Source organism: Paenibacillus sp. FSL K6-2859 (genome assembly GCF_038008265.1).
GTDB classification, from domain to species: domain Bacteria; phylum Bacillota; class Bacilli; order Paenibacillales; family Paenibacillaceae; genus Paenibacillus_AQ; species Paenibacillus_AQ nitricinens.
Genome location: NZ_JBBOYU010000001.1, coordinates 1,377,129 through 1,395,013 on the forward strand (window position 1 = coordinate 1,377,129; position 17,885 = coordinate 1,395,013).

Genomic DNA, 17,885 nt, shown 5'->3' on the forward strand with positions numbered 1-17,885 from the left:
TGTGAACGGGGGGGTTATATAAGCCTAAGCTTTAGATCTTAAATTGTTGCACAGCTTCCTGAAGCTTCTTAGCCTGCTCATATAGATGCTGCACGGTTACTGCATGTCCTTCAAGCTCTATACGTTGACGCTCCGAGTTCTCGGATAGTGTGTCCGCATTTTCTTGGGATCTTGAAGTAATTTGTGCGGTTTCCTCAACGGAAGCACTAACTTCTTCTGTACTTGCTGAGATTTGCTGCGTCGCCGCAGATACAGATTGAATATTCTGATTGATGCTTTGGATCAGAATCAGAAGGTGATTGAAGGCATCGCCCGCTTCTGAGACCTTACCAACCCCGGAGGCTACCTCAGAATTCACATGGTTCATCTCAGTAACGGAGCGATTCATATCTTCCTGAAGTCCGAGTAGGAAATCACGAATCTGCTCATTCGCATTACGGGATTGTTCGGAAAGCTTGCGTACTTCTCCGGCAACAACGGCAAAGCCGCGTCCATGTTCTCCTGCACGTGCTGCTTCGATCGAAGCATTGAGCGACAGCATTTGGATTTGCTTCGTAATTTCAGTAATACTATGAACGACTTCTCCGATCATTACTGAACGTTCGTTCATAACCTGTAATTGCTCCAGCGACTGCAGGGAGGCGCGTTCAACATGGCGCATTTGCAGAACGGCGCTTTGGGCAATCTCATTACCGCCAATCGCTTCAGCGGAAGCTTCACTAATTTGCTCAGTGACTTCGGTGGCTGCTGAAGCAATATGCTGAATGCCGAAATTGATTTCTTCCATAGCTTTTGAATTATCTAGAGCGCTGCTCGCGATGGTGGTACTACCTCTTCCAATTTCTACAACAGAAGTACTAGAGTGGTCTGCCATTTCATTTAAGACCTCAACACGTTCTCTTAAAGAATTGGAATCGGTGACCACGGTGTTTGAGGTGACGAGTACATGTCCGATCATTTCTTTTAGGCGTAGGGTCATCGCTTGGAAGCTTCTGGATAGCTGAGCTACCTCATCACTGCCTTGAACCGTTAATTCCTCTGTGAAATCTCCCTCTGCAAGACGGGCACTGTAAGCTGCAAGCTTTGAGATAGGACGGGTAATCCGCATGCTCATAAACCAGGCGCCAGTTGACCCTATGATCAGCGTTAGCAGAGTGATCCCCGCGCTGGTCCACAGGATACTGTCTGTTTTTTCTTGAATAAAGCTTACATCACTGCTGATTCCGATAACCATCGTACTTCCGGGAATTCCGATATAAGCTGACTTATGTACACCATGCGAGTCCTTGTATGTATCGCTTAGTCCACTCTTTCCTTTAAGAGCTTGCTGCATTGCAGAGGATACCTTAACAATTTCCTCGGGCTTTAATTTTGCATCATGATCTACGGACAGAACCTCAGCTTCCTTGCCTTTTAGATTGAGTAGAAAAATAGTCTCAACCCCATGCTGCTTTCTCTTATCCTGAAAATAGAATTCAAGATTGGTGGCTGCTTGTTCGTTCTTCTTTAGTGCTTGCTGAGCATGCATTGTATTTATGTTCTTATATACGTCCTGAGCAGCTGCAGTTAGAATTTGATTGATTTGTGGCATGACATAGCTGTTGAAAATACTGGTGGATATAAAGTAGAAGCTGGTACTTAACAAAAGAGACGTGAGTAATAGAACTACAAATAATAAACGCGTAAATCTGCGACTGATCGACTGCTTGAAACGAAACATATTGTTCTCCCCCTTTTTATGGGCAGTGAAGCCCCATTTCTTTATATCCCTACCGACTGCTAGTGACTGGCAACCTGCAATATATTCCATAGTTATGTAATATATCAACTAAATGGATCGGGAATGAAGTGTTTGATACTATTCTATAGAATTAACCTCTGGATGAATAGTGAAAGTTTTAGTTTATAGAGCATATTTTTCTGAAAAAGATGAATTATTACTGACACTTTTATTTTTAGTTAATAAAAATGGGTATAAATACCCATTTCATAAATTGTTTATTTTTATGGATTGTTTGACGACAGTGTGATAGAGTATTAATGTTTTGTTCCAAAACTTAATGTAAGCCGCGGTTCGTAACCATCCCGCGTAAACAAAACTAGGAGGAGTTTAAGTAATATGTTTAATTTGTTGTGGGGAGTTTTATTTGTTATTGTCAATTTTGCTTTTTTTCTGCTCTGTTACCGCCTGTTCGGCAAAAGTGGAATGTATGCCTGGGTAGGTATCGCTACTGTAATTGCTAATATTCAGGTAGCTAAGACGATTGCTATGCCATTTGATATCGTGATGACACTCGGAAATACGATGTATGTCACTTTGTATATGACCAGCGATTTGCTTAATGAGAAGTATGGAAGAGCAGAAGCACGTAAAGCGGTTTGGTTTGGTTTCTTCACCTTGCTTATGACGACAGTCATTATGCAGATGGTACTAGTATTTAAGCCACAAGAGACCGATATTGCTCAGTCTTCTTTGGAGACCATTTTTGGGCTGATGCCTCGACTAGCGTTGGGTAGTTTAACTGCTTATTTCATTAGTCAGTTCCTAGATGTTCGGTTGTATTCCTGGATTCGCAAATATTACAGCACCTCAAGTCAGCTGTGGATCCGTTCGAACGGTAGTACGATGGTTAGCTCTTTTGTGGATACACTAATCTTCTGCACCATTGCATTTGCTGGGTTGTATAACTGGAGTGTGTGGTTTGAAATTTTGCTTACAACGTATCTGGCGAAATTCTTACTAACCGCAGTCGGCACACCTATCTTATATATCGCCCGAACTTTTACTTTTGCTGAAGATGGGGCATTATCATCCGCTCAAAAGAAAAATTAAACACAATACAGCCAGCGCGTACCGATCATAATCGATGCGCGCTGTTTGATTTTTCCAGTCGTAAGAGGGCTTAATCGTTCCATATAAATATGTACATAAAATTAATATAAAGCTAAAATAAGCTATCGTAGCCATTCCAATTGTATCCCATGCAATTCGGAAGTGTACATAATCGGTAGACACAGAAATTACGAACAGGTGTGATGAAGGATGAATCTAGTAGTTCCTATACTGCGTCATGCAGCACAGCAGCCCGACAGTATTGCCTTAACCCATAACCAAGCGGGTCATACTTATGCAACATTAGTACAAGCGATGCGGAGAATTGCGAATGGTCTACAGCAAAAGGGTCTGAGACATGACAAAATCGCTATTTTATCTACGAATCGCATTGAATTTGTTGAGGTTTTCTTGGGGGCTATTTATGCAGGCTGTGTTCCCATCCCTTTAGATCCCAAGTGGAGTGCAAACGAACTGCAGGTTATTATAGAGCAGTGCCAGCCGACAATGATTTTTGCCGAGCCGGAAGCTGCAAAGAATTTGGTCTTCAAGGAGCAAGCGATCCCAACAATGATTTTCTCAAAAGATCGGACTGGCTCCTATGATCAGTGGCTGGATGCGCTGAAGCCAGAAGCTGAATTGGATGAGACGAATGAATTATTATTTATCGGCTTCACTTCAGGCACAACTGGACTGCCCAAAGGATATATGCGTACCCATTTATCGTGGTTAAAGAGCTTTGAGGTATCGAGTGCTGCCTTTGAATTGGACGCTATGAAGGATGTTTTAGCACCGGGTCCGTTTGTGCATTCGCTGTCCTTGTTCGCTGTAATGCAGAGTCTGTATGGCGGAGCAAACTTTCATATTACGCAAAAATTTAGCGCCACACAGGTGTTAGAGCTGTGCAAGCAGATTCCGGGTGTGGTGTTGTTTGTTGTACCGACAATGCTTGAATCCATGATGCGGCAGGCTGTTCCTGGGCAGACGCAGATTGATGCGATTATTAGCTCAGGTGCAAAGTGGTCGGAGTTGTCCAAAAAAAGGGGCATAGAAGTGTTCGCTGGAGCGCGTCTCTATGAATCCTATGGTTCCTCAGAAGCGAGTTATATTAGTTATTTGGATGTTCTGGAAGAGCATAATCCGAGCTCTGTAGGCAAGCCCTATCCCGGAGTACAAATTTCCATTCGTGATGAAGAGTTCCATGAAGTCCCTGCGGGGGAGATTGGGCAGTTATATGTGCGAAGTGATATGATATTTCTAGGCTATCATCAATTGCCGAACGAGACTGCAGCAGCTTTTCGAGACGGATGGCTTATTTTGGAAGATAATGTTTATCAGGATGAAGCGGGGTACTTATATCTGGCAGGTCGTTTGAAAAATAGAATTATCACCGGTGGGCTGAACGTTTATCCAGAGGAAATAGAGCGAGTGTTAGAGCATCTTCCCGAAATAGAAGAAGTAATGGTGCTTGGCGTCCCTGACGATTATTGGGGAGAACAGTTGGCCGTGCTCGTGAAATGGAATGGTGAAAAGCACTTATCTATAGACGAAATAAAGAATTATTGTCGCCAGTATTTAGCAAGCTACAAATCGCCGAAGCAGCTGCTGACAGTTGAAGAGTTTATTTATACAAGCAGTGGCAAAATTGCCCGGCAAGCGATGAAAGACTATGTGAAAAGAGCGATGGTATGATAGAAGCAGTAATTGTTATGGCAAAACGTACACCGATTGGCAGGATGGGCGGCTTATTAAGTACATTTGAGCCGGAAGCATTACTGGCGCCGCTTATTCAGCATATTGTGGCAGAGACGAGCCTAGCTAAAGAGATGATCGATGATGTCATTATTGGAAATGTGGTTGGTCCGGGTGGAAATATTGCCCGGGTCGCTGCGCTTGAAGCTGGGCTTCCTGTTTCGGTTCCGGGCGTTACTGTGGATCGGCAGTGCGGTTCTGGGCTAGAGGCTATTAATATAGCAGCAAGGCTTATTCAAAGCGGTGCAGGTGAGATTTATTTAGCTGGCGGCGTTGAGAGCACGAGTCGTGCCCCTTGGAAAATGAATAAGCCCCAAACCTTGATGGGGGTTCCACAGCTATATACCCGTGCTCATTTTACACCAAGCGCTTACGGTGATCCGGATATGGGGATTGCTGCGGAAAATGTAGCGCGGAAGTACGGGATTTCACGAGAAGAGCAGGATCAATATGCCTTAAAAAGCCACCAAAAGGCTGTTCATGCTCAGCAAAGCGGCCGGTTTCAGCAGGAGATTGTACCTCTTCTGGTTGAGGGGGAGTGGGTGAACACCGACGAATGTCCAAGGGCCAATACGAGCTTGGATAAGCTGCGAATGCTCCCTTCAATTTTTGAAGAAAAAGGCACTGTCACCGCTGGAAATGCCTGTCCAATTAATGATGGTGCGGCGCTTGTATTAATGATGTCCCGTGAGAAATGTAGGGAACTCAAGCTTAAACCGATTCTGCGTATCGTGGATGCGCAAGCGGCAGGTGTAGATCCGAATTATTTAGGTATGGGGCCCGTTCCAGCTGTACAAAAGGTATTACATCGTCAACAGCTGACCATAGCCGATTTAGATATCGTAGAGTTTAATGAAGCCTTTGCTTCGCAAGTTCTTGCCTCACTGAATGAGCTTCAGATCCCACAGGAAAAGGTCAATCGTGGAGGAGGCGCATTAGCTATCGGTCATCCATATGGGGCGTCCGGAGCTATTTTAATGACTCGCTTATGTGCTGAAATGCAGCGTACGGCTTATAAAAGGGGACTTGCCACTTTGGGCATTGGCGGAGGTATCGGTTTGGCTACTCTTGTGGAGGCGGTAGAATGAACAGCATTCATCATCAGATTTATGTGACTGCGGAGTGGATATCGGATTATGCACATAGTATTGAGGCACCCGTGCAGACGTATAAGGGCAATCTGATTGCTCCTTCTACGATGCCTATTATTTTTTGGCAGGCCTTCGATATTCCTTGGCTTAGCAAGGGAGAGCCTTTGCTTCACGGTACTCAGAAATTCTCATATCAAGCTCCGATTACGGCAGGGATAACGTTAGATTGTGAATTAGCATTAACGAGCAAGGTGCAAAAAGATGGCCGGCAGGGCCAACTGACCTTTTACACACATACGCTGGTTTGTAAATGTGAAGGCGAGCTTATAGTCACCGCAGAAACGGTGTTAATTCGGGTAGGTGATAATCATGATGATGAGAAAATGCATAACGGCTGAGGCCATCCGGCAATATGCAGCAGCTTCCCAAGATCTGGCCGCTATTCATCTAGATGAGGATGCTGCAGCTGAGGCTGGATTTAAGCGGCCCATTGCGCAGGGGATGTATCTAATGGGATTAGCCCAATCCTTATATATCGAGGAGCATCAGGCACAGTGGATCACTCAATATGATATGAAATTTCATAAGCCTATAGAGGTCGATAATGTCGTGATGTTTGATTATGCAGATGATGATGCTCTTGTGAAAGTGACCCTTACAACAGAAGCTGGCGATGTTATTGCTACGGGAGCTTTTTCAGTGAAAGAGGTGTAGTGATGAATAAAGTAGCCTTAATTACTGGAGCAACCAGAGGGATCGGGCGTAGTATTGCCGTGCAGCTCGGCAAGTCCGGTTATATAGTGGTTGTAAATGGTACAAAACAAATCTTAATCGATAAGGTTGTCCACGAGATTCGTCAGGCGGGTGGTGAGGCGTCAGGATACTCTGCTAATGTATCAGATCCAGTTGCGGTCACTGCAATGGTGGATGAGGTTATTATACGATATGGCCGTATTGAGGTATTGATAGCTAACGCTGGGAATTTGCAGGATCAGAAATGTCTATGGATGACGGATGAAGAGTGGAAGGCTGTGCTGGATGTGCATCTAAATGGCACCTACTACAGCATTCAACGCGTACTCCCATATATGCGCCAGACAGGTGGCGATATCCTGTTGATGACCTCTACGGCTGGACTAACAGGTTCTGTGGGTCAGGTGAATTATAGTGCAGCCAAAGCTGGAATACTCGGAATGATGTGGACGCTCGCAGCGGAGCTGAAATGTGATGGAATTAGGGTCAATGCGATTTCACCAGCCGCGTTAACGGATATGACCAGACCTGTCATTGATCACTTGAAAGTGAAACATGCCAGCCGTAATGAACCGTTCCCGGAGTTCTGGCGAATAGGTGCTCCAGAGGATATTGCTTCTTTCGTAAATGCATTATTGAGCGAGAACGATGCGGATTTAACCGGTGAAATCTTTGCTGTGAATGGATCAAAAGTGACGAAATGGGAGAAGCCTGCACCTGCATTTTCTGAGAACAGCATCGGGGCATTTTTCGCTACGTGGCACCGTCAAAAGGGGAGTGAATAAATGCTTACCTTCGATCAAGTTCATTTTTATTATAAAAGGGATCAGCCTGTCCTAGAAGATATCAGCTTTACGATAAATGCAGGTGAGTTTGTGGCGATTGTTGGCGCGAATGGCTCTGGCAAATCCACCATTGCAAAGCTCATGGACGGACTGCTGCTGCCGCGAAAAGGGGCTGTACAGTTTAAGGGCCTAGACACCACAAAGCCAGCTGATCTTGCAGATATTCATCAACAAATTGGCTTTGTTTTTCAGAATCCAGAGGATCAATTTATCACCACAACCGTTATGGATGAGGTGATTTTTGGTTTGGAGAACCTTCGTGTGCCAAGGGAGGAAATGCGCAGCCGATTGGAGCATGCCTTGCAGGCTGTTCATATGGAGGATTATCTGGACGCGATGCCACATCAGCTCTCTGGAGGTCAGAAGCAACGTGTCGCTATTGCGGCTATATTGGCGATGCGCCCGCAAGTCATTATTTTCGACGAAGCCACCTCTATGCTTGATCCTCAGGGAAGGCAGCAGGTGCTTGCTATTATGCAAGAGCTGCATCGTCAAGGTCTGACCATTATTCAGATCACTCACCATATGGAGGAAGTGCTTTCAGCAGAACGATTATTACTCCTGCATCAAGGGCGACTTGAGTATGATGGTGCTCCACTGGCCTTTTTTGAAATGATGCCTGTTGCGGACTATCAATTACAACTACCCTTTGCCGTGCGCGTACATGCATTGCTACATTCAGCAGCGCCGCCAACAGCAGATTGGAAGGGGAACATTCGATCACAATGGTCTACCAATTAGATAATTTAAGTGTAAACTATGCTGATCATATAGCTTTACACAATATTAACTGCACTATTACTGCGGGCAAATGGATTTCGATTATCGGTCCCACGGGCGCAGGAAAGTCTACCTTTGTCAAAGTGCTGAAGGGCTTGATTCCCACCGTAAAAGGAGATTACTCCATTGATCAGCAGCCTGCTCCCAGAGATGCCAAAGGACAATTAAAGGTGGTCCCGGAGCTGGGCTTCGTGTTTCAATATCCAGAGCATCAGCTATTCGAAACCACAGTGCAAAAGGAGCTTGCTTTTGCTCTGAATCTGCAGGGTGCTTCACGCCAGCAAATCACGGAGGCGATTAAAAGGATTTTACCGCAAGTGGGTCTGTCAGAGGGCATGCTCCCGTTAAATCCATTCCAACTAAGCGGTGGAGAAAAGCGCCGTGTGGCCATTGCCTCCGTGCTGATGACGAATCCGAAGCTGCTAATTTTGGATGAACCGACAGCGGGGCTAGATCCAGCTAGCCAAGTATCTTTACTGAAGCTACTGAAGACTTGGCAGCAACAAAATCAGCGCACCATTCTCTTCGTTTCGCATCAGATGGAGGATGTTGCTGAGTACTCGGATGAGGTTTTGGTTTTCCATAAAGGTCAGCTGGAAGGACATTTTGACCCCAGAACACTATTTATAGAAAAGGAAGAATTATTGGTGGAGCTGGGCTTGTCCATACCTGAACCCGTACAGCTTTTGAAGCTAGTAGAGGAATTATCCGCTCAAAAAATTGAGATTGCTAGCTGTAAAGAGCAGGATATCTTCGATGCTGTTCTGCCCATTTGGCATTCGAGGGGGCGTCAACATGACTGATTCCGTAATTGTGGGTCAATATGTGGAGACGCATTCGATTTTCCATCGTTTAGATCCCCGTACAAAACTTGTTAGTATCATGATTCTCATGCTTAGCTTTCTGATGCTTGGAACAGGGCTTAGCTATGCAGTTGCAACCTTTTTTGTAATCGGAATTTTACTGTTGTCAAAGGTTCCTATTCAATTCTTTTGGCGAGGACTACGGCCGCTATTATTTATTTTGCTGTTTACCTTCATGTACAATGCCGTGTTCACCAAAGGAACGATTATCCTCTGGTCTTGGTCATTTATTGAGGTAACTGAAGAGGGACTGCGAACAGGATTACGTTTTGTTTGGCGTATTGTATTGCTCATCTTATTAGCCTCAGTATTAACGTTAACAACTAAACCGCTAGACTTAGCATATGGTCTTGAAAAGCTGCTTGCACCTCTATCCAAAATGGGGGTACCTGTAGAACAATTCTCCTTAATGATAGTGATTGCGATTCGGTTTATTCCTACCATCAAGGAGGAGCTGGATCGTATTCTTCTCGCACAAAAGGCTAGGGGGTATGATCTTACAGCATTATCACTGCCTAAACGGATATTTGCTTATGTCCCGATTATTATTCCTTTGCTCTTCACGACGATTCAACGTGCTGAACAGCTAAGCTATGCGATTGATGCGCGTGCTTATGGAAATGGTAAAGGAAGAACTTCTTATAGGGTATTACAATTTCAGCAAATGGATTATCTGGCAGGGGGAATTGCTCTTTTATTTGCTGTGATTCTGCTGTGGTTAAAGATAGGAAAGGTGTAGATGAATATGAAATGGAATACCCGTATTACGGAGTTATTGCAGATAGAGTATCCTATTATTCAAGGCGGGCTTGCTTATTTAGGTTATGCAGACCTTGCAGCTGCCGTTTCGAATGCCGGTGGATTGGGTCAGGTTACAGCGATGAGTCTTCCGAGCGCAGAGGCTTTACGTTCAGAAATAGAACGGGTTCGTACTTTGACCGACAATCCATTTTGCGTTAATTTTGCCATCGGTGTGCATGGTATCGGTTATGAAGATCGGGTGCAGGTCGCCATCGACGAGAAGGTTCCCGTGGTGAGTCTCACTGGTGGGAATCCGGCCCCTATACTGGAAATGCTACAGCACACGGATATTAAAACGCTCGTGCTCGTCTCTTCACGCAGACAAGCCCAAAAAGCTGAACAATTAGGTGCTTCTGCGGTTATTGTTGTTGGGCAGGAGGGAGGAGGCCACTTGGGGCGTGATGATGTAGGGACTATGGTACTCGTTCCTCAAGTAGTGGATGCGGTTGATATTCCTGTGATTGCTTCAGGCGGGATCGGGGATGGCCGCGGATGGATGGCGGCCCATGCACTGGGGGCTGAGGGAATTGAAATGGGCACACGATTCGTTGCTACGGTTGAATGTGTTCATGCAGCTGCTTCTTATAAAAAAGCCCTAGTAGAAAGCTCAGAGTCAGATACAGTCGTAATCAAACGCTCTATTGGAGCACCCGCGCGAGTGCTGCGTAGTGAGTACATAGATAAGATTCTCGACATTGAGCGTGTGACTCCGACCTATGAAGCCTTAAAAGAATATATTAGCGGTGCAGCCAACAAGCGCTGGATTTATGATGATGTCAAAGAAGAGGGCATTGGCTGGGCAGGCCAAGTGACAGGGATGATCCATGATATCCCTACAGTCTCGGAACTGATGGGCAGGATGGTCAAAGAGGCAGAGTCGATTCGCGGGATGTGGGGAACACAGGCGTGAGGATGCTTATCGGACTAAATTTATGGGGAGCGATGGTGCCGCTAATCCGAGACGTTATGCAAAAGAAGATAATAATTGGTTGAATCTATCACGCTCCTCCAAAAAAGGGCAATGGCCGCTGTATTGGAATGGAACTAATTGCGAATTTTTAATCAGCTTATTTGTTTCCTGAGCTTGGGTAAACGGAACGACTTTATCATGAATTCCATGAATAATTAATGTGGGCACATCGATCTGTCCAAGATCGTTGTAAACATTTTCGTCTCTTAGCGTGACCATAATGGCGGAAGTCGACCAATTCGCAGCTTGTAAACCCATTAGAAAGAACCATTCGGATTTCGCTTCAGAAATGTACTGAAAGAAAAAAATTCCCGTTTGGTCTTGCAGCATTTTCGGACGGTCATTGTTTGTCTCTTCGATGATTTTATTCGTAAATTCTTTTGGAACGCTTGATGGAGACGCAGCGTCGATCAGGACGAGTTTTGATACCCCGTACCCTTTATAACGAGCCATATAACGAATTGAGATCGCTCCTCCGGTAGAGTGTCCTGCAAGTGTTATGTTTTTTAGCTGTAACGCTTCGATGACTATACGAAGATCATCTGCTAATCTATCGAAGCCGTAACCATCGAATGGTTTATCCGAATTGCCGTATCCTCTCCAGTCTATTCCGATACAACGATATCCGAGCTTCGGAAGGAAATTGAACTGATATTCGAACTGGTTATGGTTTAGCGGCCAGCCATGAATAAAAAGTATCGTTTTATTTCCCTTCGGATTGATGTCCTCTATAAATACTTTTACGCCCGGTTCCACAGTAACGAAGTATCCCAAGTGTTTCACCTCATTTTTTTTAATGTATTTCCCCGTTAAGATATTCGCCCTAGGCAAGGTTAATGCCTAATTTCGGCGTCAAATTGGGTTAAGATAGTACGTAGAGATTTCTGAGGAATAGCTTGAGTGAAACAATTTCTTCAGATCATTGAGCTCAAGGGATACGTTAGTGGAAAAACGGTTGCTTAGGCAGCCGTTTTTTTATTTGTTCAACTAACGGGCAGGTTAGTTCAATAGGACACGACATAAATTTGTTTAACCAGACATCTTCATTTAGAATAAAAGAAGAGATAAAAGGGAGTGTCGCAAATGGAATACCTATCAATTACGATATCACTTGTGTCCTTAGTTGTATGTTTAACTGTGTATAACAAAGTAAGTGCCATGGAAGCTCGTATCAAAACAATGCAGGTAAACGTTGACCAAATTGCCAAGTCTGAAGGTCTGCCCCCACATCTTGTTCAAAATGAGGTTCTCCAGCTCGTACGTAACGGCAAGGAAGTAGCAGCTGTTAAAAAAGCGAGAGAAGTGCTTGGTTTGTCACTATTAGAAGCGAAGCAATATGTGGATGCCCTAAAGGAATAGCTGCAACAATGCGTCCATTCAAATAATAGCCCAAAAAAGACTGTCGACAAGTCCATTCGATAGTTTTTTTTATGATATATTATCAAAAATTAAACAGGAGTATTAATATTGCTGTCGATGGTACCTTTGCGGTAATGGCTTTAAGCTATACCAGCTAATAGCTTGTCAAGATTACCAGTAAAATGAACTTAAGTCATGTGGTATAGTAAAAAATAGGCATGACAAATAACCCTCCAATCCCTTTATCTTGGAAGGTTATACCAATATAAAATGGTCAGGCAGTGCGGAAGGATTTTTTACTTTTAAGGATGACATAAAGCCAATGAACCAGCTTATTTGCGCATGCAATTAAAGCTACTTTATGTGGCTTTCCTTCGCCTCTTTTGCGATCATAAAAATCTTTAAGTCGCAGATTACGAGAACGGATGAGTCCACACTGGACGGCCATAACTAGCGCATAACGAAGTTGCCGAGAACCACGTTTGGTAATTCGATTCCGTGTTGAGGTCGAAGCTTTGATGCTAAATCTATGAAGAAGCGCGTAAAGCCCCAACTCATGTGAAATAGGTCATATAGGCCGTGACGAGACCTTGATCAGGAATAGTTCTCCATCATTTGAGATAAATAATTTCGAAAGTCATCAACGTAGGTTTTGGGCTCTACAACTTTTAGATGAGTGCCGAAGCTTGCTAAAAGTTGAAATCCCATATAATTTTGAGGGACATATATGGTTGCTAATAAAAGTCCAGGACCATGGTCTTCAATACTTTTTCGACCATACCTTTCGATGATTTGATCTTTTATGCTAGTCGATATCCATGCCTTAATGGTGACGAATTGCGGTAGATAACTTGCTTCGTGTCCTTGCTCAGACCAATCGTCTCTTGGATGAAACGTGCGTTCATCCATAGAAATATGATCGATCCGGGATAACTTGAATGTTCGAGATCCCTGTCGATGTAAACAGAATCCTTTCAAGTACCAACTCGATTCGCTGAAATGCAGCTCATAGGGCTCAACCATTCTATCCGTTACAGCCCCGTCTTTATCTGTATAATTAAACGAAACCAGCTTTTTCTTTGTTATGGATTTTTGACATGTCTTTACGGTTTCAAGAATTTCGGACCGACCTTCCCAATCATAAAACGATAGTTGAATGGAACGATTAAGAGACAATGGACTAACCATTGCCTCTATTTTTTTTATCGTTCTTTCAACTTCTTCGGTAAGGAGAATTTGTTCCAATCCACCCAGCGCAGTTAATATATTCTGTAAATCGGAGCTGCTTAATAAGCGTTTATCCACCTTGTATTCATCCATTATGCCAAAGCCGCCTTTGACCCCAATGACAGAGTAGATGGGGATGTTACATAAGCCCAATGTTTCCATATCGCGAAGGATCGTTCTTTTGGAGACATTGAATAGTTGTGAGAATTCCGTTGCCGCAACAACCTCTTTTTTCAGCAATATCATGATAATTGAAATGAGTCTCTCCACTTTGTCCATAATTGCCCTCTTTTTTACATGATTTCAGAACGGTGACAATAAGATGTCACCGTTTATCCATTATACTACATGTATCACAAGAAGGAGGTATTAATTCAATGTTTAATTCAACCAATTTTCCTAAACCCACCCTTATTTCAGTCAACGGTGTGGAACTCGAAGTGTTTGAAGCAGGCCGAGAAAACGCAGGAAAACCTATTGTACTCTGCCACGGCTGGCCAGAGCATGCCTTTTCTTGGCGCCATCAGATGGACGCACTTGCTGCAGCGGGCTACCATGTCATCGTCCCCAACCAGCGGGGTTACGGCAACTCATCCCGTCCGACCGAAGTAACAGACTATGACATTGAACACTTGTCGGGTGATCTCGTCGCCCTTCTCGATCACTACGGATACGAAGACGCTACCTTTGTCGGTCATGACTGGGGTGCATTCGTCGTTTGGGGACTGACCTTGTTGCATCCAAACCGCGTCAATAAAGTGATAAATCTGAGCTTGCCTTACCAAGAGCGCGGAGAAAAACCCTGGATCGAGTTCATGGAAGAAATACTTGGCGGCAATTTCTATTTCGTCCACTTCAATCGACAGCCAGGCGTCGCGGACGCCGTATTCGAAGACAATACGTACAGGTTCCTTCGTAACCTGTACCGGAAGAACGAGCCTCTCAGAGCACCTGAGCCAGGTATGGCGTTGATCAATCTCGCCAACGCGGAAACACCGCTCGGTGAGCCCGTAATGAGCGAAAGCGAGCTGGCCGTTTACGTCTCCGCTTTTGAAACATCAGGGTTCTCGGGCAGCATAAATTGGTACAGGAACCTTGACCGCAACTGGCACTTGTTGGCGGAGGTGAACCCAATCATCCAGCAGCCGACCCTCATGATCTACGGCGATCGGGATATGGTTGCGAAGTCTGAAAACCTGACAAAGTTCGTGCCCAATGTGGAAGTGGTCAATCTGGATTGCGGTCATTGGATCCAGGAAGAAAAGCCGGAGGAATCAAATAAAGCGATTTTGAGATGGCTGGAACAGCAGAATTCCATCTAGTCCCAAGAGCGTCATTTAGGAAGACCAATCATTAAAGCATTCAACAATTTCTTAGCCTATACGCTAGAGCATCATGGGACTCCTGAAGGGACGGATGGACGCATTGCTATAGCGGTCGCTGGCAATGACCTATCCCATAAACAAATCATCATGAGTGTAGCAAACGAACTAGGCTTCGATGCCGTAGATAGCGGTTCTTTAAGCGATTCGTGGAGACAACAACCAGGAACTCCGGCGTACTGCACCGTACCTACAAAAGAGGAACTAGAAATAGCCTTAACTAAAGCGAATAAAGAAAAAGCACCATTTCTAGGTGACAAGGTGATGGAAAAGCTGGTAGCTTCAGATGGTGATTTTCCATTCAAAATGTTGTTAAAGCAAATAGGGAAGTATTCGATTCATAAGTTAGAAACCTAATCAAGGTAATTGACGTTGAACTAACGGGACACGATAGTTCAACCATGATAAGGCTGCCAGTACGATTGGCAGCCTTGTTGTGTTAACGGGCAGGATAGTCCTAAGGTAATTAATGTTCTGTGAAAATAAAGTATTAGACTAGAATCGTTGGTTTAACAACGTTTTTGAATTAAAGAATCGTTAGTTTTTGAAAAATAAGTTTTAGACTGATCCATTAAATGAAAATGAAGCATTGACAGTCTAAGACTTGATAAATAAAGTCTTAGACTGCCTCTGTTGTTATTCATCTAACGTTTCCTTTAGCTTAATCAACCCCCTATAGAAGCTATTAAATCTAGTTTCTCAATTTATTTGATTAATGTTTCAATAGGCTATCTCATTGCTCAAGTCCAAAATAACAAAACACCTCATCGAGTTAACGATGAGGTAAAAATTGTAATTAGTCCATTGCCTGGATTTCTACGGATGTCATTATTATTCCAATTTATTAAGCATGTCTTTCATTATGCCGTACATTTTTTCGCCCATTTCGTCAATCTCATCTCTGGACATGCGCATCGCTCTTGCAGAAGTCCCGTATCCAATTTCCTTCTTGCCTTCGCTCAGTCCCTTGAATATACCGTCTGTGAAGGCATCTAACGGTTCGCCATATATGTGTAAGCCAGATCCCCCTAAATTTGTATTCACTGCCGGAGGAACAACTTCAATCACTTCTACTGATGATTCGAGAAGCTGATTTCTCAGGCTCATAGTAAATGAATGAAGTGCCGCTTTTGTGGCTGAATAAATTGGTGCAGACATTGCTGGAGTAAATCCCAATCCTGAAGTTACGTTTAAAATTGCAGCCTTTTCCTTTTCAGCAAAGAAAGGTGCAAACAACATAGAAAGATGGATAGGCGCTTCAATATTAGACTGAATTTCTTTGTTGAAAAAAGACCAGTTTTCCTTTGCATCTGCTTTTAGAATATTGAAGTGCTGCTGAATTCCTGCATTGTTAACTAATACATTTACTTCGGGATAATTAGTGATTACCCAGTCAAACAAGGCTGAACGTTCGGATTCAATCGTCAAATCACATACTCGTGTAATAACATTTGGCAAAGTTTCTTTAGCTTGTTTAAGAGTATCCTCGCGCCGTCCGCAAATGATGACTTGATTTCCTTCATTGATAAAACGTTCCGCAAAGGCTAACCCGATTCCGGAACCTCCACCAGTAATAAGTATAGTATTTCCCGAAAGATTCATGTACCTTCCACTCCTTTTTGATTAGGAACTCGTTTTTCTTGTCCAGTTGCCTGGTTGTTTATTTATACTTGCTCACTGTTTAGATCATTAATGTATCATTACTGAGGGAGTATTCTGGCCGTCCCCTTCATCTGGAGCTTGTTTAGGTTTTCGGAGAAACAACGCAAACAGAATTCCGGCTGCTGCGATCCAAGCGACCAAGTTAAAGGTGTCCCCGAAGCCTTGTACCATGGACTCTAGCGGGTTCGCGGCATTACCAGCAGTCTTAAGATGCTCTGCGGCTTGCGAAGTCAAGTACGTAGTCAATACTGTAACAGCAAAGGAAACGACAACTTGCTGCGCCGCGGTCGTGAGCGAGGTTACGCGGCTGACCAAATGACGAGGGCTTGAGTTCATAACATGAGTATTGAGCGGCATCATTGTGAATCCCATTCCCACCCCCATGAGCCCCAATGCAATCAGAATTACCAGTTTCCCTGTATCCACTGTGACACTGGAAAGGACGAACATAGCTGCAGTTATAGAGCTAAGGCCAATCAGTGCGAGCGGTCTTGCTCCGATTTTATCGAATAGCTTACCACTAATTGGCATGCATAGTCCTGCCATCAATGCCTGCGGAAGCAACATGACCCCGGTCTCAAGGGCTGAATATCCTTTCACATTTTGCAGAAAGAGTGGTACCATGACCATGACTCCGAACATAGCGAACATAACCACCCATAAGAGCAAAATACTACGGGTGAAATCCGAGGAACGAAAGACTCGTAATTCTAATAGCGGCTGCTTTTGTGATAATGACGAAATAATAAACAGGATTAGCGCTATGCCTCCGACAATCAGCCCCGTTAATGTGGAGGTTGAAGTCCAGCTCGTTCCACTTTCGCTTATACCATATGCGAGCATTGCAAAAGCAATCGGCGCCAGAATCATACCCTTCCAATCAAGATGAGGGATCTTCTCACTCCGCTTCGATTTCGGTATGAGGAACTGAATCATAATAACGGCCGCAATACCGACCGGCAGGTTAATGAGAAAAATCCAATGCCAGCTCTGGTATTCCACTAAGTATCCCGATAAGATTGGTCCAAGAGCTGGCCCCAACAGAATGGGAATCCCCAGAAACCCCATGACTGCCCCACGTTTCTCCGGAGGTGCCAGACTAAAGACCATAGCCATCCCTACAGGGGCCACCATACCTCCTCCAAGACCTTGGAGCATGCGGAACACAATCAGTTCGGACGGTGATTGCGCTATTGCGCATAATGCTGACCCGATCGTGAACAAAGTGATGCTAATTAAAAATACTCGTTTTGCCCCAATGCGATCCGACAACCATCCGGCAAGGGGAATAACGGCAGACATAGCAAGCGTATAACCTGTGATCGTCCACTTTATCGTATCCAAATCTGAATTCAGATCCTTCACAAGGCTTGGTATGGCAACATTCATGGCCGTACTATCGAGAATAACCATAATCATACCCACGATAATGGCCAATAATTGCGGGATAATTGCCCGCAAGGAGAACGTCTCAGCCGAAGCTAAGTTTAATTTTTCATCTTTCCCCATAGTTACAACTCCTTCATTTAGGAATTTAATTCGTTAAATTAAATGTATGGCTTGAGGT

Annotated in this window: 17 protein-coding genes, 2 pseudogenes and 1 riboswitch; of the genes and pseudogenes, 13 read left to right on the forward strand and 6 right to left on the reverse strand. The window is 44.2% G+C overall.

Annotation, left to right across the window (positions count from 1 at the left end):
- Positions 1-31 precede the first annotated feature (31 nt).
- Positions 32-1,720: a methyl-accepting chemotaxis protein gene (locus MHB64_RS06125; protein WP_094876746.1), complete on the reverse strand. Its 1,689-nt coding sequence runs from the start codon at positions 1,718-1,720 to the stop codon at positions 32-34.
- Positions 1,721-2,063: 343 nt separating this feature from the next.
- Positions 2,064-2,109: riboswitch (PreQ1 riboswitch) on the forward strand.
- Positions 2,110-2,119: 10 nt separating this feature from the next.
- Between MHB64_RS06125 and MHB64_RS06130 the strand changes: the two genes are divergently transcribed.
- From MHB64_RS06130 to MHB64_RS06175, 10 genes are all read left to right on the forward strand, one after another.
- A complete protein-coding gene (locus tag MHB64_RS06130) occupies positions 2,120-2,833 on the forward strand; it encodes a queuosine precursor transporter (RefSeq protein ID WP_094870625.1) in 714 nt (237 codons plus the stop codon).
- Positions 2,834-3,043: 210 nt separating this feature from the next.
- Entirely contained in the window at positions 3,044-4,525 is a 1,482-nt protein-coding gene (locus MHB64_RS06135) for an AMP-binding protein (RefSeq protein ID WP_341133955.1), read from the forward strand.
- Complete coding sequence (locus MHB64_RS06140) at positions 4,522-5,673, forward strand: thiolase family protein (protein WP_094870623.1); 1,152 nt, start codon at positions 4,522-4,524, stop codon at positions 5,671-5,673. The genes MHB64_RS06135 and MHB64_RS06140 overlap by 4 nt, the downstream gene beginning before the upstream one ends.
- On the forward strand, positions 5,670-6,074 hold the full coding sequence (locus MHB64_RS06145; protein ID WP_341133956.1) for an FAS1-like dehydratase domain-containing protein: 405 nt from the start codon (positions 5,670-5,672) through the stop codon (positions 6,072-6,074). The genes MHB64_RS06140 and MHB64_RS06145 overlap by 4 nt, the downstream gene beginning before the upstream one ends.
- Complete coding sequence (locus tag MHB64_RS06150; RefSeq protein ID WP_341133957.1) at positions 6,052-6,390, forward strand: MaoC family dehydratase; 339 nt, start codon at positions 6,052-6,054, stop codon at positions 6,388-6,390. Before MHB64_RS06145 ends, MHB64_RS06150 begins: the two co-directional genes overlap by 23 nt.
- 2 nt (positions 6,391-6,392) lie before the next feature.
- Positions 6,393-7,214 (forward strand): SDR family NAD(P)-dependent oxidoreductase, encoded by an 822-nt coding sequence (locus tag MHB64_RS06155; RefSeq protein WP_341133958.1) that lies wholly within the window; start codon positions 6,393-6,395, stop codon positions 7,212-7,214.
- Positions 7,215-8,015, forward strand: coding sequence for an energy-coupling factor transporter ATPase (locus MHB64_RS06160; RefSeq protein WP_341133959.1), 801 nt, complete (start codon positions 7,215-7,217; stop codon positions 8,013-8,015).
- Positions 8,000-8,857, forward strand: coding sequence for an ATP-binding cassette domain-containing protein (locus MHB64_RS06165; RefSeq protein WP_341133960.1), 858 nt, complete (start codon positions 8,000-8,002; stop codon positions 8,855-8,857). The genes MHB64_RS06160 and MHB64_RS06165 overlap by 16 nt, the downstream gene beginning before the upstream one ends.
- A complete protein-coding gene (locus MHB64_RS06170; RefSeq protein WP_094876755.1) occupies positions 8,850-9,656 on the forward strand; it encodes an energy-coupling factor transporter transmembrane component T family protein in 807 nt (268 codons plus the stop codon). Before MHB64_RS06165 ends, MHB64_RS06170 begins: the two co-directional genes overlap by 8 nt.
- A gap of 6 nt (positions 9,657-9,662) precedes the next feature.
- Positions 9,663-10,628, forward strand: coding sequence for an NAD(P)H-dependent flavin oxidoreductase (locus MHB64_RS06175; RefSeq protein WP_341136051.1), 966 nt, complete (start codon positions 9,663-9,665; stop codon positions 10,626-10,628).
- Between the two features lie 54 nt (positions 10,629-10,682).
- Here the strand turns inward: MHB64_RS06175 and MHB64_RS06180 are convergent, their stop codons facing one another.
- Entirely contained in the window at positions 10,683-11,462 is a 780-nt protein-coding gene (locus MHB64_RS06180; RefSeq protein ID WP_094870616.1) for an alpha/beta fold hydrolase, read from the reverse strand.
- A gap of 309 nt (positions 11,463-11,771) precedes the next feature.
- Here MHB64_RS06180 and MHB64_RS06185 point away from each other — a divergent pair, with 309 nt between their 5' ends.
- Positions 11,772-12,047: a hypothetical protein gene (locus MHB64_RS06185; RefSeq protein WP_042189381.1), complete on the forward strand. Its 276-nt coding sequence runs from the start codon at positions 11,772-11,774 to the stop codon at positions 12,045-12,047.
- 274 nt (positions 12,048-12,321) lie between these two features.
- Here the strand turns inward: MHB64_RS06185 and MHB64_RS06190 are convergent.
- Positions 12,322-12,555 (reverse strand): annotated as a pseudogene (locus MHB64_RS06190) (transposase); the annotation flags it as partial.
- Between the two features lie 86 nt (positions 12,556-12,641).
- Positions 12,642-13,553, reverse strand: a complete 912-nt coding sequence (locus tag MHB64_RS06195) for a helix-turn-helix transcriptional regulator (RefSeq protein WP_341133961.1) — start codon at positions 13,551-13,553, stop codon at positions 12,642-12,644.
- 98 nt (positions 13,554-13,651) lie between these two features.
- Here MHB64_RS06195 and MHB64_RS06200 point away from each other — a divergent pair, with 98 nt between their 5' ends.
- Together MHB64_RS06200 and MHB64_RS06205 are read left to right on the forward strand one after the other, a co-directional pair.
- Positions 13,652-14,596, forward strand: coding sequence for an alpha/beta fold hydrolase (locus MHB64_RS06200; RefSeq protein WP_144991251.1), 945 nt, complete (start codon positions 13,652-13,654; stop codon positions 14,594-14,596).
- A gap of 12 nt (positions 14,597-14,608) precedes the next feature.
- Positions 14,609-15,000 (forward strand): annotated as a pseudogene (locus tag MHB64_RS06205) (NADPH-dependent F420 reductase); the annotation flags it as partial.
- Between the two features lie 487 nt (positions 15,001-15,487).
- Here the strand turns inward: MHB64_RS06205 and MHB64_RS06210 are convergent.
- Together MHB64_RS06210 and MHB64_RS06215 are read right to left on the reverse strand one after the other, a co-directional pair.
- Positions 15,488-16,258 carry an SDR family oxidoreductase gene (locus MHB64_RS06210; protein ID WP_341133962.1) on the reverse strand — a complete coding sequence of 257 codons (771 nt, stop codon included), beginning with the start codon at positions 16,256-16,258 and terminating at the stop codon, positions 15,488-15,490.
- Positions 16,259-16,345: 87 nt separating this feature from the next.
- The gene (locus MHB64_RS06215) at positions 16,346-17,827 is read right to left on the reverse strand and encodes an MDR family MFS transporter (protein ID WP_341133963.1); all 1,482 of its coding nucleotides are present in this window, start codon (positions 17,825-17,827) and stop codon (positions 16,346-16,348) included.
- Positions 17,828-17,885 lie beyond the last annotated feature (58 nt).

What these genes read in the sequence shown, in the direction of transcription:
- MHB64_RS06195 (WP_341133961.1), bottom strand. Translation starts at nt 13,553, where the DNA reads ATGGACAAAGTGGAGAGACTCATTTCAATTATCATGATATTGCTGAAA.
- MHB64_RS06215 (WP_341133963.1), bottom strand. Translation starts at nt 17,827, where the DNA reads ATGGGGAAAGATGAAAAATTAAACTTAGCTTCGGCTGAGACGTTCTCC.
- MHB64_RS06130 (WP_094870625.1), top strand. Translation starts at nt 2,120, where the DNA reads ATGTTTAATTTGTTGTGGGGAGTTTTATTTGTTATTGTCAATTTTGCT.
- MHB64_RS06150 (WP_341133957.1), top strand. Translation starts at nt 6,052, where the DNA reads ATGAGAAAATGCATAACGGCTGAGGCCATCCGGCAATATGCAGCAGCT.
- MHB64_RS06165 (WP_341133960.1), top strand. Translation starts at nt 8,000, where the DNA reads ATGGTCTACCAATTAGATAATTTAAGTGTAAACTATGCTGATCATATA.
- MHB64_RS06135 (WP_341133955.1), top strand. Translation starts at nt 3,044, where the DNA reads ATGAATCTAGTAGTTCCTATACTGCGTCATGCAGCACAGCAGCCCGAC.
- MHB64_RS06210 (WP_341133962.1), bottom strand. Translation starts at nt 16,258, where the DNA reads ATGAATCTTTCGGGAAATACTATACTTATTACTGGTGGAGGTTCCGGA.
- MHB64_RS06125 (WP_094876746.1), bottom strand. Translation starts at nt 1,720, where the DNA reads ATGTTTCGTTTCAAGCAGTCGATCAGTCGCAGATTTACGCGTTTATTA.
- MHB64_RS06155 (WP_341133958.1), top strand. Translation starts at nt 6,393, where the DNA reads ATGAATAAAGTAGCCTTAATTACTGGAGCAACCAGAGGGATCGGGCGT.
- MHB64_RS06200 (WP_144991251.1), top strand. Translation starts at nt 13,652, where the DNA reads ATGTTTAATTCAACCAATTTTCCTAAACCCACCCTTATTTCAGTCAAC.
- MHB64_RS06185 (WP_042189381.1), top strand. Translation starts at nt 11,772, where the DNA reads ATGGAATACCTATCAATTACGATATCACTTGTGTCCTTAGTTGTATGT.
- MHB64_RS06140 (WP_094870623.1), top strand. Translation starts at nt 4,522, where the DNA reads ATGATAGAAGCAGTAATTGTTATGGCAAAACGTACACCGATTGGCAGG.
- MHB64_RS06160 (WP_341133959.1), top strand. Translation starts at nt 7,215, where the DNA reads ATGCTTACCTTCGATCAAGTTCATTTTTATTATAAAAGGGATCAGCCT.
- MHB64_RS06175 (WP_341136051.1), top strand. Translation starts at nt 9,663, where the DNA reads ATGAAATGGAATACCCGTATTACGGAGTTATTGCAGATAGAGTATCCT.
- MHB64_RS06170 (WP_094876755.1), top strand. Translation starts at nt 8,850, where the DNA reads ATGACTGATTCCGTAATTGTGGGTCAATATGTGGAGACGCATTCGATT.
- MHB64_RS06145 (WP_341133956.1), top strand. Translation starts at nt 5,670, where the DNA reads ATGAACAGCATTCATCATCAGATTTATGTGACTGCGGAGTGGATATCG.